Source organism: Kitasatospora sp. NPDC058184 (assembly GCF_042883725.1).
Taxonomy (GTDB): Bacteria; Actinomycetota; Actinomycetes; order Streptomycetales; family Streptomycetaceae; genus Kitasatospora.
The window spans coordinates 389,769-405,619 of sequence record NZ_JBHVVE010000004.1; the positions used below are offsets into that span (position 1 = coordinate 389,769).

General features: G+C 71.9%; 13 protein-coding genes. 8 read left to right on the top strand and 5 right to left on the bottom strand.

Annotated elements, in window-relative coordinates; genetic code table 11:
* Positions 1 to 25: 25 nt before the first annotated feature.
* Entirely contained in the window at positions 26 to 823 is a 798-nt protein-coding gene (locus tag ACFVXH_RS10335) for a DUF2127 domain-containing protein (RefSeq protein WP_049651453.1), read from the bottom strand.
* 240 nt (positions 824 to 1,063) lie between these two features.
* On the opposite strand from ACFVXH_RS10335, the gene ACFVXH_RS10340 reads away from it, so the two are divergent.
* Positions 1,064 to 1,438 (top strand): DUF3817 domain-containing protein, encoded by a 375-nt coding sequence (locus ACFVXH_RS10340; RefSeq protein ID WP_049651454.1) that lies wholly within the window; start codon positions 1,064 to 1,066, stop codon positions 1,436 to 1,438.
* 155 nt (positions 1,439 to 1,593) lie between these two features.
* On the opposite strand, the gene ACFVXH_RS10345 is transcribed toward ACFVXH_RS10340, so the two are convergent.
* Together ACFVXH_RS10345 and ACFVXH_RS10350 are read right to left on the bottom strand one after the other, a co-directional pair.
* A complete protein-coding gene (locus ACFVXH_RS10345) occupies positions 1,594 to 3,216 on the bottom strand; it encodes a M4 family metallopeptidase (protein WP_049651455.1) in 1,623 nt (540 codons plus the stop codon).
* Between the two features lie 398 nt (positions 3,217 to 3,614).
* Positions 3,615 to 5,246, bottom strand: a complete 1,632-nt coding sequence (locus ACFVXH_RS10350; protein WP_387822056.1) for a M4 family metallopeptidase — start codon at positions 5,244 to 5,246, stop codon at positions 3,615 to 3,617.
* 497 nt (positions 5,247 to 5,743) lie between these two features.
* On the opposite strand from ACFVXH_RS10350, the gene ACFVXH_RS10355 reads away from it, so the two are divergent.
* The 3 genes from ACFVXH_RS10355 to ACFVXH_RS10365 all read left to right on the top strand — a co-directional run bounded on the left by ACFVXH_RS10355 (position 5,744) and on the right by ACFVXH_RS10365 (position 8,634).
* Positions 5,744 to 6,280 (top strand): MarR family winged helix-turn-helix transcriptional regulator, encoded by a 537-nt coding sequence (locus ACFVXH_RS10355; protein WP_387822059.1) that lies wholly within the window; start codon positions 5,744 to 5,746, stop codon positions 6,278 to 6,280.
* A 76-nt stretch (positions 6,281 to 6,356) separates the two neighbouring features.
* Positions 6,357 to 6,698 carry a DUF3817 domain-containing protein gene (locus ACFVXH_RS10360; protein WP_049651458.1) on the top strand — a complete coding sequence of 114 codons (342 nt, stop codon included), beginning with the start codon at positions 6,357 to 6,359 and terminating at the stop codon, positions 6,696 to 6,698.
* 250 nt (positions 6,699 to 6,948) lie between these two features.
* Positions 6,949 to 8,634: a methylmalonyl-CoA mutase gene (locus ACFVXH_RS10365; protein ID WP_049651459.1), complete on the top strand. Its 1,686-nt coding sequence runs from the start codon at positions 6,949 to 6,951 to the stop codon at positions 8,632 to 8,634.
* Positions 8,635 to 8,707: 73 nt separating this feature from the next.
* On the opposite strand, the gene ACFVXH_RS10370 is transcribed toward ACFVXH_RS10365, so the two are convergent.
* The gene (locus ACFVXH_RS10370; protein ID WP_079271888.1) at positions 8,708 to 9,373 is read right to left on the bottom strand and encodes a TetR/AcrR family transcriptional regulator; all 666 of its coding nucleotides are present in this window, start codon (positions 9,371 to 9,373) and stop codon (positions 8,708 to 8,710) included.
* Between the two features lie 365 nt (positions 9,374 to 9,738).
* Between ACFVXH_RS10370 and ACFVXH_RS10375 the strand changes: the two genes are divergently transcribed.
* The 4 genes from ACFVXH_RS10375 to ACFVXH_RS10390 all read left to right on the top strand — a co-directional run bounded on the left by ACFVXH_RS10375 (position 9,739) and on the right by ACFVXH_RS10390 (position 14,303).
* Positions 9,739 to 10,740 carry a tetratricopeptide repeat protein gene (locus tag ACFVXH_RS10375; protein WP_049651460.1) on the top strand — a complete coding sequence of 334 codons (1,002 nt, stop codon included), beginning with the start codon at positions 9,739 to 9,741 and terminating at the stop codon, positions 10,738 to 10,740.
* Positions 10,741 to 11,472: 732 nt separating this feature from the next.
* Positions 11,473 to 12,135 (top strand): DUF6230 family protein, encoded by a 663-nt coding sequence (locus ACFVXH_RS10380; protein ID WP_049651461.1) that lies wholly within the window; start codon positions 11,473 to 11,475, stop codon positions 12,133 to 12,135.
* Between the two features lie 132 nt (positions 12,136 to 12,267).
* Positions 12,268 to 12,936 (top strand): DUF6114 domain-containing protein, encoded by a 669-nt coding sequence (locus tag ACFVXH_RS10385; protein ID WP_074001462.1) that lies wholly within the window; start codon positions 12,268 to 12,270, stop codon positions 12,934 to 12,936.
* Positions 12,933 to 14,303 (top strand): hypothetical protein, encoded by a 1,371-nt coding sequence (locus ACFVXH_RS10390; RefSeq protein WP_387822066.1) that lies wholly within the window; start codon positions 12,933 to 12,935, stop codon positions 14,301 to 14,303. Before ACFVXH_RS10385 ends, ACFVXH_RS10390 begins: the two co-directional genes overlap by 4 nt.
* 74 nt (positions 14,304 to 14,377) lie before the next feature.
* On the opposite strand, the gene pyk is transcribed toward ACFVXH_RS10390, so the two are convergent.
* Entirely contained in the window at positions 14,378 to 15,805 is a 1,428-nt protein-coding gene (pyk, locus tag ACFVXH_RS10395; RefSeq protein WP_049656903.1) for a pyruvate kinase, read from the bottom strand.
* Positions 15,806 to 15,851 lie beyond the last annotated feature (46 nt).

The following is a 15,851-nucleotide window of genomic DNA, read 5'->3' on the forward strand; positions in this document are numbered from 1 at the left end:
GTCACGCCCGGCGCACGCGCCCCGGTCAGGCCCGGGCGTGCGCCCCCTGTCCGGGGCTCGGAACGGTGCCGGCCGCCTGCTCGACCTCCAGCAGCGAGGCCGAGTGGCGCTCCGCCTCGAAGGCCACCACGCCGCCGCGCAGCCCGAACAGGCGCTTGGAGAGCATGATCCAGAGCACCGCCGCGATGTTCAGCACCAGGGTGCAGATCTTCAGGGCGCTGACGTGGTGGCTCAGCTCGTAGCCCTCCAACGGCAGGAAGGCCGCGGTGGCGACCACCGTCAGGTACTCGGCCCAGCGCTTGTTCAGCCAGAGGCCGACCGCCTCGACGATCTCGATCACCGCGTAGGCGATCAGCGCGCCCGCGACGATCAGCAGGGTGCTCTTCTTGAAGTCGAAGGTCTTCCGGATGGTCTCGACGATCGGGGCGTGTTCGAGGTCCCAGTGGAAGTGGTCGGTGACCGGCCTGAACACCGTGAGGTTCTCGTCGAAGACCCGGTGCACCGCGTCCTGGCTGTTGGAGAACTTCCACACGGCCCAGGCGACCACGATGATCAGCAGTCCGCGCAGCACCCGCTCGACGGCCAGGAAGCGCAGGATGAACAGGTCCCGCAGCGCCTTGCCGCGCGGCACCAGCGGCGCTTCGTCGGCCGGGCCGGAGCCGTGCGGGGCGCCCAGTGCGAAGTCGCCGCAGCGCAGGCAGCGCCAGGCGTCGCCGAGGGCGGTCGACGCGTGCAGCCGGGAGGCCAGCTCCGGCTCCGTCGGCGCGTAGGTGGTGTGGCCGCGCTTGGCGCAGGTCCTGCGGTCCCAGTCGCGCTTGAACATGTGGTGAGTACCCCCCGTGTGCGATGCCTCGGCGCCCGGATCGGTGGGCGCGCGGGCAGCAGGATAGGGGTTCCCGGTGACGGGCGGTCGCGCTCGGTGGCGTTCCGGCACAGAGCTGTGACAGGGCGGGCGGGCGCCGGACGGGCTCCGGGTAGGTGCCGGGCCGGCCGCTGTGAGATGGGGCACGGTGGCCACCCCCGGCCGGGGTCCCGTCCGTGGGCTCGGCGATAATAGGCCGGAATGCTTGTGAGTCGCTTCACAAGCGAGCCCGCGCCGCCGACCCCCCATATCGAGGTATCCATCGTGAACAGCAGCGCCGTCCACCGCCTGCGCCTGGTCTCCGGCCCCGAAGGGGTCTCCTTCATCCTGCTGCTGATCTGCTCGGTGCTGAAGCGGACGACCTCGTTCGACGCCGTCCCGGTGATGGGCATGGTGCACGGCGTCCTGTTCATCCTGTACGTGGTCTTCTGGATCCAGGCCTGGCAGGCGCAGAAGTGGGACGCCAAGCGCGGCGTCCTGATGTTCGTGCTCGCGGTGCTGCCCACCGGCGGCTTCTTCGCCGAGCGGATGCTGGCCAAGGAGGAGCGGGGCGAGCTGAAGCCCGCCACCGCCTGAGCCGGCCGCCCGGGCCCCCGCTCGGGCTCCGGCCTCCTCGTGGACGGTCGACAGGCTGCCACGGCCTCCTCTCCCAAAGGGCCGCGGCAGCCTGTCGCCGTTTCTTACCGGGGGTGGCTCGATTTCCTACCGGTTGCTACCGGAGGTGGTGCGGGTCAGCTGACGTTGACGCCGCTCCAGGCCGCCGCGACCGCGTTGTACTCGGTGCTGGAGGCGCCGTACAGGTCGGTGGCGGCCTTCAGGGTCGCGGTGCGGGCGGCCTTGTAGTTGGTGGTGGAGGTCATGTAGACGGTCAGCGCGCGGTACCAGATCGCCGCCGCCTTGTCCCGGCCGATGCCGGTCACCGTCGAGCCGTTGGAGGTCGGGCTGTTGTAGCTGACCCCGTTGATGACCTTCGCCCCGCTGCCCTCGGCGAGCAGGTAGAAGAAGTGGTTGGCGACGCCCGAGGAGTAGTGGACGTCCTTGTTGCCGACCGTGGAGGACCAGTAGTCGGCCGAGGCGCCGTCCTTGGAGGGCTTGTCCATGTAGCGCAGCGGCGTGCCGTTGCCGTTGATGTTGAGCTTCTCGCCGATCAGGTAGTCGCCCGGGTCGACCGCGAGGTTGGCGGACCACTCGACCATGGTGCCGAAGATGTCCGAGGTGGCCTCGTTGAGGCCGCCGGACTCACCGGAGTAGTTGAGGTTGGCGGTGGCGGAGGTGACGCCGTGGCTCATCTCGTGGCCGGACACGTCGATCGCGGTCAGCGGGTGGGTGTTGCCGGAGCCGTCGCCGTACGTCATGCAGAAGCAGGAGTCGTCCCAGAACGCGTTGACGTAGTTGGTGCTGTAGTGGACCCGGCTCGCCGCGCCGACGCCGTTGTTCTTGATGCCGTTGCGGCCGAAGGTGTTCTTGTAGTAGTCCCAGGTGGCCGCCGCGCCGAACTGGGCGTCCACGGCGGCGGATTCGCGGTTGGAGGCCAGGCCGTTGCCGAAGCTGTTGGTGGTGTTGGCGACGAGCGTGCCGCTGCCCGAGGTGCCGCCCTTGAGGTCGGTGGTGGACTGGTTGCCCCGGGAGGCGTCCTTCAGCTGGTAGGAGCTGCCGCTCTGGGTGGTGGTGAGCGAGACGCTGCCGACGTTGACGCCCTTGCCGGTGCCGGTGGCGGTCTTCACCTGCTCGTCGGTGGAGAGCACCTGGCCGGTGGCGGCGTCGGTGACGACCACCTGGCGGCTCGGGGTGCCGTCCGCGCGCTGGCCCTCGACCGTGGTGCGGTGGGCCAGTCGCGGGGTGCCGTCGGCGGCCCAGACGACCAGCTCGGGCGCGCCGGCGCCGTCGACCCGGCTGAGCGCGGCCTCCTCCTGGTCGGCGGCGCCGACCGTGGCCCGCACGGCGGCGGTGGCCTTCTCGGCGGCCTGGGGCGCGGCGAGGCCCGGGGTCAGGCTGGGCACGGACAGCTGTCCGGCGAAGGCCCGGTCGACGGACTTCACCGAGCCGTCGGCCTTCTGGTGGACGACCAGGTCGCCGCCGAGCACCGGCAGGCCCGCGTAGGTCCGGTCGTACCGCAGGTGGCGGGTGCCGTCCTTGTCCACCACCACGTCCTTGGGCACCAGCTTCTCCTGGCCGCCGAGGGCGAGGGCCTGGGCGACCGGGGCGCTCTGCCCGGAGGCCAGCGCGAGCAGCGCGGACTGCTGCTGGGCCGGCGAGGGGGCGGCGGCCTGGGCGGGGACGGCGGCGATCTGGATGACGCCGGCCAGCAGTGCGGTGGCGGAGAGTACGGCTCCGACAGTCAGCTTTCGCTTCACGTACGGGGGTTCCTTCCACGAGACCCGCGGGTGCGTGCGGGTGCGCCGCGTACCGGGGCGCCGGGGTTGGCACCTTGGGGGCGGTAGGGCGCGGACGTGCCGGTCCCGTGCGGTACCTGACGATCCGCCGGAAACGGGTGGGGCGGCGGATGGTCGGACGGGACTTGGTCAGAAGCATGACAATCGTTGGCAGGGATGGACAGGGCGCCTACCGGGATTGGCCAAGAACCGCCAGTGCCGGTACGGATGGTTCGGTTGCCGCCCGTTGCCCGGTTTCGGCGGTTCGTCCCCCTGGCGGGACTCCGCCAGCCGGACGGCCTTGACAGCGCCGCCCGGAAGGCGGACGCCCGGGCCCTCCGGCAGGAGGACCCGGGCGTCCGACGCGCCTGTGCGGTACGTCAGTTGACGTTGACGGCGGCCCAGGTCGCGGCGACGGCGCTGTACTCGGCGCTGGAGGCGCCGTACAGGTCGGCGGCGGCCTTCAGGGTGCCGGTGCGGGCGCCCGCGTAGTTGGTGGTGGAGGTGAAGTAGGTGGTCAGCGCGCGGTACCAGATCTGTGCGGCCTTGTCCCGGCCGATGCCTGCGAGCGTGGAGCCGTTGGAGGTCGGGCTGTTGTAGCTGACGCCGTTGATGGTCTTGGCGCCGCTGCCCTCGGCGAGCAGGTAGAAGAAGTGGTTGGCGACGCCGGAGGAGTAGTGGACGTCCTTGTTGCCGACGGTGGAGGACCAGTAGTCGGCCGAGGCGCCGTCCTTGGACGGCTTGTCCATGTAGCGCAGCGGAGTGCCGTCCCCGTTGATGTTGATCAACTCGCCGATCAGGTAGTCCGGCTTGTCGGAGGGCAGGTTGGCGTAGAACTCGACCATCGTGCCGAAGATGTCCGAGGTGGCCTCGTTCAGGCCGCCGGACTCGCCCGAGTAGTTGAGGTTGGCGGTGGCGGAGGTGACGCCGTGGCTCATCTCGTGGCCGGCCACGTCGAGTTCGGTGAGCGGGTGGGTGTTGCCGCTGCCGTCGCCGTACGTCATGCAGAAGCAGGAGTCGTCCCAGAACGCGTTCACGTAGTTGGAACCGTAGTGGACCCGGCTGGTGGCGCCGACGCCGTTGTTCTTGATGCCGTTGCGGCCGAAGGTGTTCTTGTAGAAGTCCCAGGTGACCGCCGCACCGTACTGGGCGTCCACGGCGGCGGACTCGCTGTTGGAGGACAGGCCGTTGCCGAAGCTGTTGGTCGTGTTGGCGACCAGGGTGCCCGAGCCGGAGGTCTTGCCCTTCAGGGTGTACGTGGCCTGGCCGCCGCGGGTCGCGTCCTTGAGCTGGTAGCTCGAACCGCTCTGGGTGGTGGTCAGCGGGACGGAGCCGACGAAGACGCCCTTGCCGGTGCCGGCGGCGGTCCGCACCTGCTCGTGGCTGGAGAGCACCTCGCCGCTCGCCGCGTCGGTGACCAGCAGCTGGCGGCTCGGGGTGCCGTCGGCGCGCTCGCCCTCGACCGTGGTGCGGTACGCCAGGCGCGGGCTGCCGTCGGTGGCCCACACGACCAGCTCGGCCTTGCCGGTCTGGTGCACGGCGGTCAGCGGGGACTCGTCCTTGTCGGCGGCGATGCCCACGGTGGACTGCACGGCGCCGGTCGCCTGGTCGGCGGCCTTGTCGGCGGGGATCTGCGGGGTGAGGCTCGGCAGGGCGATGGTGGCGCCGGTGGCCTTGTCCACGGAGGTGGTCGAGCCGTCGGCCTTCTGGTGCACCACCAGGTCGCCGCCCAGGACGGGGAAGCCGGCGAAGGTGCGCTCGTAGCGCAGGTGGCGGGTGCCGTCGGCGTCCACCACGGCGTCCTTGGCCACCAGTTGCTCCTGGCCGCCCAGGGCCAGGGCGTGCGCGACCTTGCCGGCCTGGCCGTTGGCCAGGGCGATCAGGTCGGCGCGCTGCTTCGCGCCCTGGGACTGCGGGGCGGGGTCCGCGACGGCTGCGGTGCTCACCTGGACGACACCGGTGAGCAGGGCGGTGGCGGAGAGTACGGCGACTGCGGCGAGCTTTCGCTTCACGAACGAGTCCTTCCGGAAAACCGCGAGCGGGCGCGGTCGCGCGGCGTTCCGGGGGCCGGGGACGGCACCTGAGGGGCGGAACGGGCGCTGACGTGCGGGCCCCGTGCGGACTGAGCGGCTTCGCCACCGGTGGGTGGGGGTGGTGGCTACCGAACGGGGTTGATCGAAAGCATGACAATCGAGCAAATCAAATGACAGGTCTTGCTCATGAATTGGCCAAGTCCCGCCACGGCGGAGGAATGTGAACGGATGGACAAAAGGGGCAAATCGTCCTGGTTTGCAGCGGGTTACCGTCCGAACCGACGCCTGGTGGCGCGGCGCCGGGCCGCTCCGGGGTCAACCCCGGTGCGCCGGTGGCCCGTTGCCGCGCGTTCACGCCGGCGCAATGTCCTGGTATGGACCTGGCCGTCCGATTGGCGGGTTCCCGCCACGTGTTGCGCTTGTCCACCATCAGGACGCCTGGTAGCACACGTCCCGTCCGCCGGTACGGTAAGGAGGTGGCCAAGCCCCTCGCTCTCGACTTCGACCCGATCGCCCGCGCCGACGAGCTGTGGACCCGCCGTTGGGGCGGGGTCCCCTCGATGGCGGCGATCACCTCGGTCATGCGCGCCCACCAGATCCTGCTCTCCCGGGTGGACGCGGTGCTCAAGCCGTACGGGCTGACCTTCGCCCGCTACGAGGCCCTGGTGCTGCTGACCTTCAGCCGGACCGGCGAGCTCTCGCTCTCCAAGATCGGCGAGCGGCTCATGGTCCACCCGACCAGCGTCACCAACACCGTCGACCGCCTGGAGCGGGCCGGCCTGGTCGCCCGCCGCCCCAACCCGCTGGACGGCCGCGGCGTGCTGGCCGCGATCACCGGGCGCGGCCGCGAGGTGGTCGAGGAGGCGACCCGGGAGCTGATGGCGATGGAGTTCGGGCTGGAGGAGTACGACGCCGAGCAGTGCCACCAGGTGTTCGAACTGCTCAGGCCGCTGCGGATCGCGGCCGGCGACTTCGCCGAGCCGTCCGAGGGGGCTGCGAGGGGCCGGGCGTGAAGGCGGCTACCCTCGTGTGAGCGGTGCGCGGATCCGGGCGTACCGGCGGACCGTGCCGAGCGAGGCGAGGAAGATCATGAAGGCGACCCCCCTGCTGGGCTGGTACCGGGCCCTGGCCATTGCGACCGGTACGGCGCTGCTGGTGTTCTGCGGCTTCATGGTCGCGAAGTACGGCTTCGACGCGGCCAAGGACGTGACCACGTACGTCGCGATGCTGCACGGCTACCTCTACATCGGGTACTTCGTGGTCACCTTCATGCTCGGGCAGAAGCTGAAGTGGCCGATGGGCCGGCTGGTGCTCACCCTGGCGGCGGGCTGCATCCCGTTCCTCTCCTTCGTCTTCGAGCGCAAGGTGGCCCGCGAGGCCGCCGAGCAGCTCCCGGCGGGCGGCGGCGCCCGCCAGCCGGCCGGCGTCTGAGCCCCGGGCTCCGACTCCCGGGCTCCGACTCCCAGGTTTCGCGAGAGCGCCCCTTCCCCGACCGGGGGAGGGGCGCTCCGGCGTTCCCGGGCCCCGTTCGGGCGGCTCCCGGTCCCTTTCGGGGGATCGCGGGCCGTGCGGGCGGGTTGTCCATCGACAAGTACTAGGACGTCCGAGTAAATTGTTAGGACGTCCTACTAGCTGTGCCGCCCCGTCGCCGCGGCGGCCGTACGGAGCGGAGTTCGGGATCATGGACGCCGAGGAGATCGAGCGGGGCCGGCAGCGCTGGCAGCAGCGGTACGACAAGGCCCGCAAGCGCGACGCGGACTTCACCACCCTCTCCGGCGACGAGGTCGAGCCGGTCTACGGCCCGCCCGCCGGGCAGGCCTACGAGGGCTTCGAGCGGATCGGCTGGCCGGGCGAGTACCCGTACACCCGCGGTCTGCACCCGACCGGCTACCGGGGCCGCACCTGGACCATCCGCCAGTTCGCCGGCTTCGGCAACGCCCAGCAGACCAACGAGCGCTACCGGATGATCCTGGACGCGGGCGGCGGCGGCCTCTCGGTCGCCTTCGACATGCCGACCCTGATGGGCTACGACTCGGACGACCCGAAGTCGCTCGGCGAGGTCGGCCACTGCGGCGTGGCCATCGACTCGGCCGCCGACATGGAGGTGCTGTTCGACGGCATCCCGCTCGGCGGGGTCACCACCTCGATGACGATCAGCGGCCCGGCCGTGCCGGTCTTCTGCATGTACCTGGTGGCCGCCGAGCGCCAGGGCGTGGACCCGGCGGTGCTCAACGGCACCCTCCAGACGGACATCTTCAAGGAGTACATCGCGCAGAAGGAGTGGCTCTTCGCCCCCGAGCCGCACCTGCGCCTGATCGGCGACCTGATGGCCTACTGCGCCGAGGGCATCCCCGCGTACAAGCCGCTGTCGGTCTCCGGGTACCACATCCGCGAGGCCGGGGCCACGGCCGCGCAGGAGCTGGCGTACACCCTCGCGGACGGCTTCGGCTACGTCGAGCTGGGCCTCTCCCGCGGCCTGGACGTGGACGTCTTCGCGCCCGGCCTGTCCTTCTTCTTCGACGCGCACCTGGACTTCTTCGAGGAGATCGCCAAGTTCCGCGCCGCGCGCCGGATCTGGGCCCGCTGGATGCGCGAGCGCTTCGGCGCCAAGACCGACAAGGCGCAGTGGCTGCGGTTCCACACCCAGACCGCCGGCGTCTCGCTGACCGCGCAGCAGCCGTACAACAACGTGGTCCGCACCGCCGTCGAGGCGCTGGCCGCGGTGCTCGGCGGCACCAACTCGCTGCACACCAACGCCCTGGACGAGACCCTGGCGCTGCCCTCCGAGCAGGCCGCCGAGATCGCCCTGCGCACCCAGCAGGTGCTGATGGAGGAGACCGGCGTCGCCAACGTCGCCGACCCGCTGGGCGGTTCCTGGTACGTCGAGGCGCTGACCGACCGGATCGAGCAGCAGGCCGAGGCGATCTTCCAGCGGATCCTGGACAAGGGCCGGGAGGACCACGAGATCGGCCCGATCACCTCCGGCATCCTGCGCGGTATCGAGGAGGGCTGGTTCACCGGGGAGATCGCCGAGGCGGCCTTCCAGTACCAGCAGTCGGTGGAGAAGGGCGACAAGCGCGTGGTCGGCGTCAACTGCCACCCGCGCAGCGTCACCCCGGAGCTGGAGATCCTGCGGGTCAGCCACGAGGTCGAACGCGAGCAGGTCCGGGTGCTGCGGGAGCGCAAGGCGGCCCGGGACGACGCGGCCGTCCGGGCCGGGCTGGACGCCATGCTGGCGGCGGCGCGCTCGGGCGAGTCGATGATCCCGCCGATGCTGGACGCGGTGCGCGCCGAGGCGACGCTGGGCGAGATCTGCAACGCGCTGCGCGAGGAGTGGGGCACGTACCAGGAGAACGCGATGTTCTGAGGCCGCGGCCGACGCGGAGCCGCCGTACGGGATCCCGTACGGCGGCTCCGCCGTGTCTCCGGCCGGGGTGCTTTCAGCCCGCGAGCATCGGTCCGAGCAGCAGGTCGGTGAAGCGGCGGGTCCACTCCGGGGTGATCGGCTCGCCGCTGACCAGGACGCGGTGTTCGACGGTGCCCGCGATGGTGTCGAAGATGATGTCGACCTCCTCGCGGGCCGAGGTGTCGTCGGTGTCCGCCTCCAGCTCGCCGCGGGCCTGGGCGGCCGCCCGGCCCTGGCGGACCAGCCGCTTCTGCGGGTCCACGATGGCCTCGCGGATCCGCCGCCGCAGCTGCCGGTCGCGGGTGCCCTCGGCGAACAGCGCGAGCAGCGCGGCCTGGGTCTCCGGGCGGGCCAGCAGGTCGGCGAACTGGGCCACCACGGCCTCGATGTCGGCCCGCAGGCTGCCGAGGTCGGGCATCACCAGCTCGTCGAAGAGGGTGGCGACGGCGTCCACCACGAGCTCGTTCTTGGACGGCCAGCGGCGGTAGAGGGTGGTCTTGGCGACCCCGGCCCGGCTCGCCACGTGGCCCATGGTCAGTCCGCCCCAGCCGAGTTCGGCCAGGGTCTCGCGGGTGGCGTCGAGGATGGCGCGGTCGGCGGCGGCGCTGCGCGGGCGGCCCTTGGCCCGGGCGGTGCCCGCGGGCGCCGGGCAGTCCTGGTGCGTGCCCTGCGGGCTCGCTGGGGGCTGGGCGGCCGGCACCGGGCCTCCTTGCGCTCTACTGGTAAGTAACTTGGGTGGGGCTGGTAACGGTAGCGACTGTTCGTCCGTTCGGGCAGCGGGGCACCCCGGGAAAGTGGGGCAGGTCACGTCCCCGAACCACCGGAGGGGCTTGCGGCCGGGCCACCGGCTCCAGTTACGCTACGACTCGTAGCGAAAGCAGTGACAACCAGGCGCCGCGTCCCGTGGGACGGGAGCGGCGCGGGCGCGGGTGGGGATCCGCGCCGAACGGTCCAGGCTACCGGGGGAGGGGCACGGCGCCCGGGAACCCGCACCGCGCGGTCCGCGCGGGGCGACTTTCCGGAGGTTGGTGCCCGCGAGCAGCGCGGACGGGGGAGGATGGTGCCATGCAGCCACGGAATTCGCGTCTCAACAGCTCCGCCCTGCGCGGTGCGGTCGACCTCGCCGCAGTGAAGGCGGCCGGCGAAGCCGCCCAGAAGGCCGAGCAGGCCCGGGCCGAGCGGGCTCGTCAGGCGTCCGCCGCCGATGCGGACGGAGCCGCCCCCGCCCAGACCGCCCACCAGCTCGTCATCGACGTCACCGAGGACACCTTCGAGACCGAGGTCGTCCAGCGCTCCACCGAGGTGCCGGTCGTCATCGACTTCTGGGCCGAGTGGTGCGGGCCCTGCAAGCAGCTGAGCCCGGTCCTGGAGGGCCTGGCCGAGGAGTACGCCGGCCGCTTCGTGCTCGCCAAGATCGACGTCGACGCCAACCCGCTGCTCTCCCAGCAGTTCGGCATCCAGGGCATCCCGGCCGTGATGGCCGTGGTGGCCGGCCAGCTGGTGCCGCTGTTCCAGGGCGCGGAGAGCGCGGCCAACATCCGTCAGATCCTGGACCAGCTGATCCTGGTCGCCGAGCAGCGCTTCGGCGTGGCCGGCCTGGCCGGTGGCGCGGCCGCCCCGGGCGAGGCCCCGGCCGCCGCCCCGCAGCGCCCCGAGGACCCGGCGCTGTCCGCCGCGCACGACGCGCTGGACGCCGGCGACCTGGGCGGTGCCATCCAGGCCTACCGGAACGTGCTGGCCGAGCAGCCGGGCAACACCGAGGCCAAGCTGGGCCTGGCCCAGGCCGAGCTGCTGAAGCGGATCGAGGGTCTGGACCTCCAGGCCGTCCGGTCGGCGGCCGCCGCCGACCCGAAGGACGTCGGGATCCAGCTCAAGGCGGCCGACCTGGACCTGGTCGGCGGTCACGTCGAGGACGCCTTCGGGCGCCTGGTGGCCACCGTCGGGCGGACGGCCGGCGAGGACCGGGACACCGCCCGGCTGCGCCTGCTGGAGCTGTTCGAGGTGATCGGCCCGGAGGACCCGCGGGTCGTCGCGGCCCGTACGGCGCTGGCGCGCGTGCTGTTCTGAGCCCGCTCCGGGCCGGCTCCCGGGCCGGTTCTGGGTCCGGATCAGGTCCGCTGCCTGGCACGGCGGATGACCTGCGGTGTCGCTGGTGATTTGGCGACAATCCGGTCAACTGAACAGAGGTTTACCAAATCTTGATTTCACCCGTGGGTGGTCACCTTGTGTGACCACCCACGGGTGTTTCGCTTGCGTTTCCGGCAGATTTCGCCGTCACGTTTCCTTCAAGACGTCACGCAGGGTGCGGCCCGGGTCGATTCCATGATCAACGCCACCTGATGTTGCATTACCCGTCAGTAAGGAACCTCTTGTGCTTCGCCCGGGATTCAAGCACGATCGGCCACGCCCGGTCCCGGGCTCCACACCCCGACCCCGGTCGGCCACGCGGAGCGCGGGATCCCCACCGGGCGGTCCGTCGGCCCCGGCCGGCGGGAGGGAGGGCAGGGGGGTATCCGCGGTCCCACGGCGGTTCCTGTCCTTCGACCGGCCGCGCGGCCCTGCGCGGTCGCTGGTTGTCGCTCGGGGGTGATCGCCGATGTCGTCGGTCCTGCCCGCCGCCCCGCAAGGACGGCCGGTGCTTGGACGGGAGGTCCGCTGCACGCGGGCCGCTCCCGCGTCCGACGACGCCCAAGGCGCTCTCCGCTACCGAGGACGTAGCTCTCTCCCATCCCAGGTCCCCACCGGTGCGGGACGCGCCGCCGGGGAGCCGGAGATGTACGTCCTAGAAGGAGGACTCGCATGTCCCAGACCTACGGCAAGACCCGCTGGAAGCGCTTCGCCCTGGTGATGGTGCCGAGCATCGCGGCCACCGCCGCGGTGGGCGTCTCGATCGCCAACAACGCGCTGGCGGCTTCGTTCAGCGTCTCCGGCCAGAGCTTCAAGGTCACCACGCCGGAGCTGCACGGCAGGAACTTCGCCCAGTTCGGCTCGATCGACGCGGAGTCGAACGGCACGCCGCACCCGGTCGCCGTCTCGGCCTTCGACGAGGCCACCATCAAGGGCCTCTGCCAGTCGGTGGTGACCGACCCCAACGTCATCCCCGGCCTGCCGTGGAAGCTGCCCAAGATCATCCTGCGTCTGGAGGCCGGCAACAGCGAGGACGTCAAGAAGCAGGTCTACGCCAAGAACCTGCTGATCGACCTCGACCAGCTGAACGCCGACGCCGAGTTCTCCAACATCAACATCGGCCAGGAGGCGTCGACCCTCAAGGGCGAGGCCACCCAGGGCTGGAAGTCCAAGCTCGGCGGCCTGCCGTCCGGTCAGACCGGCTTCGCCCAGGCCGCCGAGAAGGCCGACCTGTACAACGTGCAGCAGACCGCCTGGGCCACCTCGGCCGGCACCTTCAAGCTCCCGGGCCTGAAGCTCGCGCTGCACACCGACGGTTCCGGCGAGTGCTACTAGGCCGTTGACGGCGGCGGGCCGGGCCCGGCCCGCCCGCCCCGACGGCACCCGCGGGACCGGGGACGGTGCGTGCGCCGTCCCCGGATCCCGTGTCTCCTCCATCCCTCGTTCACACCATCGAGGAGCTGCACCGTGTCCAGCGCCCTTGCCTCCTACCGGCCCGCCGAGCACGAGAACCCCGCCCAGTGGCTGCGCCGGGTGTTCCGTACGTTCCGTCGGACGCGGCCGTACTACGGCGGTCTGCTGGCCATGATCGCCGGCGTCCCGATCATGTACTTCCCGTACGCCAAGCTCTCGTTGGGCGGCATGACGGTGGCCATGGCCACCACGGCGGGTGCCGGGTCACTGATCATCGGCGTGCTGCTGATCGTGCTCGGGCTGACCGCCTGGTTCCAGCCGGCCGTACGGGTCTTCGCCGGCATCGCCACCACGCTGCTGACGCTGGTCTCCCTCCCGGTCTCCAACCTGGGGGGCTTCGGACTGGCCCTGCTGCCGGGCCTGATCGGCGGCGGGCTGATGGTCTCCTGGGCGCCGCTGCCGGAGCCCAAGGCCGCGAAGGCGGCCGGGCGCGGACGCTGGGGCCGGGCCAAGGGCGGCGCCGGGGACGCGGCGGCCGGGAACGCCGTGGCGCGGAGCGTCGCCACAGAGCCGGCCACCGACGGCGCCGTCGAGGCGCCCACCGCCGAACTGCCCGCCCAGGGCGGGCCGCAGGCCGCCGAACCCGCGGCCGCCGTCCCGAAGCAGGCCGACACCGCGGACCGGAAGCGGGCCGCCGCCGTGGACCAGGAGGAGGCGCGGTGACCGGGCCGGCCGAGCCGACCGTTCCCGCGCAGCGCTCCGGCCGGCACGCGGCCCCGCGCACGCCCGTACGGGTCCGGCTGAGGGGCCGGGCACTGGCGCTGGCCGCGGTGCCGACCGCGCTGCTGATGGCCGCCGCCTACACGCCCAACCCGGCGGTCGCCGAGTCGGCGGCGGGCAAGCCCTGCGGCACCGCGCCGGCCGCCGTGCCGGACGTCGCGCCGGTCGAGACGCCGGTGCCCAAGAGCGAGCTGCCCGAGCCGCCGCCGGGCCCGTCCACGGCGCCGAGCACCGCGCCGAGCACCGCGCCGGGTACCGCGCCCACCGCCGGCCCCTCGACGGACCCGGGCTCGGTGCCGACCCCCGCACCGACCACCGGCCCGGCCCAGCAGCCGACCTCGCCGGTCAAGCCGTCGGCCGCCGCGACGCCCACCACCACCGGCCCGGCGGCCCGGGCGGGGCTGATCGACGGCCTCGTCGACGGCGTCAACCGGCTGCTCACCCCGAACGGCTCGCCGAGCCCGACCCCGGGCGGCGCCCCGACCACCACCACCCCCGCGGCGCCCGCCGGCCCGGCCGCTCCGGCCGCCCCCGCCCCGCACACCGAGGCCCCGCACCCGGACGCCCCGGTGCAGGCCCCGGCCGCCGCCCCGCAGGCCGCGCCGCCCGCGACCCAGCCCGCCGCCGACGAGCCCTCGCCCACCGCCACGCCGAGCGGCAGGGCGAGCACCAAGCCGAAGCCCTCCGCGACCCCGTCCGCGGACGCCTCGGCGACGCCCTCCGCGGGCGCCTCTGGCAGCCCGTCCGGCACGCCGACCGAGAACCCCGACTGCGATGTGGACGCCCGGGGCCTGACCGCCGGCGCGCCCGCCCCCGGGCACGTCGTCCCGGAGCAGAACTGGACCCTGAAGACCAGCCGGCTCGCCCTGCACGGCGCGGCCTTCCACGGCGTCTACGACGTGAAGACCGTGACCGGCAGCAAGCGCGTCCTGAAGTTCGTGGTCGACAGCGTGGACATCGACAACCTCGACATGTCGACCCTGGAGGGCAACGGCGTCACCTTCCACGTCCAGGGCGCCCCGGGTTCCACCTCGACGATGCGCAAGGGCCCGGTCACCATGTACGTGGAGCGGCTGTCCGGCCACCTCTCCAAGGTGCTCGGCCTGCCGATCCCGATCGACCTGGGCGAGATCACCCTCACCCCGGACACCCTGCCGCGCTGGCTGTACGACCTGATCGGCTCCATCCCGATCCCGCTGGACCTGGAGCTGACCGGCGTCACCGCCAAGCAGGCCGGCCAGTTCGGCGGCACCCTGCGCATCCCCGGGATGCGCCTGTTCAACGACGACGCCCCCTACAGCGACAAGTAGCGGACGCCACAAGGACCGTGGGGCGGCCCTCCGGAAGGAGGACCGCCCCACGGGCGTTCAGGCCTGACGGGTGCTCACTCGCCCCGGGTGCCCAGGTGGTGCACCTGCACCATGTTGGTGGTGCCGGGGACGCCGACCGGGACACCGGCGGTGACGATGACGGTGTCGCCCTCGCCGAGCCGGCCGAGCTTCAGCAGCTCCCGGTCGACCTGCGCGACCATCGCGTCGGTGGTGGCCACCTGCTCCGTGACGTACGCCTCGACGCCCCAGCTCAGCGAGAGCTGGTTGCGGGTGGCGCTGTCCGGGGTGAAGGCGATCACCGGGATCGGCGAGCGGTAGCGGGACAGCCGGCGGGCGGTGTCGCCGGACTTGGTGAAGGCGACCAGCGCCTTGCCGTCCAGGAAGTCGCCCAGCTCGCACGCGGCGCGGGCGACGGAGCCGCCCTGGGTGCGCGGCTTGCGGCCCGGGTTGAGCGGCTGGAGGCCCTGGGCGAGCAGCTCGCCCTCGGCCGTCTCGCAGATCCGGGCCATGGTGCGGACGGTCTCGACGGGGTACTTGCCGACGCTCGACTCGGCGGACAGCATGACCGCGTCGGCGCCGTCCAGGATGGCGTTGGCGACGTCGGAGACCTCGGCGCGGGTCGGGCGCGAGGCGTGGATCATCGACTCCATCATCTGGGTGGCGACGATGACCGGCTTGGCGTTGCGGCGGGCCAGGGTGATCAGCTGCTTCTGGACCAGCGGCACCCGCTCCAGCGGGTACTCCACGGCCAGGTCGCCGCGGGCGACCATGATGGCGTCGAAGGCGAGGACGATCTCCTCCATGGCCTCGACGGCCTGCGGCTTCTCGATCTTGGCGATGACCGGCACGCGGATGCCGACCTCGTCCATGACCTCGTGGACGTCCTTGATGTCGTCCGCGTTGCGGACGAAGGACAGGGCGATCATGTCGACGCCCAGGCGCAGCGCGAAGCGCAGGTCGTCCTTGTCCTTCTCGGACAGGGCGGGCACGTTCACGGCCGCGCCGGGCAGGTTGATGCCCTTGTTGTTCGAGAGCACGCCGCCCTCGATCACCACGGTCTTCACCCGCGGGCCGTCGACGCTGACGACCTCCAGGGCGATGACGCCGTCGTTGATCAGGATCGGGTCGCCGGCCTTCACGTCGCCGGGCAGGCCCTTGTAGGTGGTGCCGCAGATGTGCTGGTCACCGGGGACGTCCTCGGTGGTGATGGTGAACTCGTCGCCGTTGTCGACGGTCACCGGGCCGTTGGCGAAGGTCGCCAGACGGATCTTCGGACCCTGGAGGTCGGCCAGGACGCCGATGGCCTTGCCGGTGTCCTCCGAGACCTGGCGGACCTTGCGGTACCGCTCCTCGTGGTCCGCGTGGTTGCCGTGGCTCATGTTCAGTCGGGCGACGTTCATGCCCGCCTCGACGATGGCCTTCAGCTGTTCGTAGGAGTCCGTCGCCGGACCCAGGGTGCAGACAATTTTCGCTCGGCGCATATGGATCAGTCTATCCGTTCGTGTTATAGGTGCATTCGGCACGCAC

Coding starts and splice junctions, on each gene's coding strand:
- pyk (WP_049656903.1), bottom strand. CDS start 15,805: ATGCGCCGAGCGAAAATTGTCTGCACCCTGGGTCCGGCGACGGACTCC.
- ACFVXH_RS10360 (WP_049651458.1), top strand. CDS start 6,357: ATGAAGGCGACCCCCCTGCTGGGCTGGTACCGGGCCCTGGCCATTGCG.
- ACFVXH_RS10375 (WP_049651460.1), top strand. CDS start 9,739: ATGCAGCCACGGAATTCGCGTCTCAACAGCTCCGCCCTGCGCGGTGCG.
- ACFVXH_RS10340 (WP_049651454.1), top strand. CDS start 1,064: ATGCTTGTGAGTCGCTTCACAAGCGAGCCCGCGCCGCCGACCCCCCAT.
- ACFVXH_RS10380 (WP_049651461.1), top strand. CDS start 11,473: ATGTCCCAGACCTACGGCAAGACCCGCTGGAAGCGCTTCGCCCTGGTG.
- ACFVXH_RS10335 (WP_049651453.1), bottom strand. CDS start 823: ATGTTCAAGCGCGACTGGGACCGCAGGACCTGCGCCAAGCGCGGCCAC.
- ACFVXH_RS10365 (WP_049651459.1), top strand. CDS start 6,949: ATGGACGCCGAGGAGATCGAGCGGGGCCGGCAGCGCTGGCAGCAGCGG.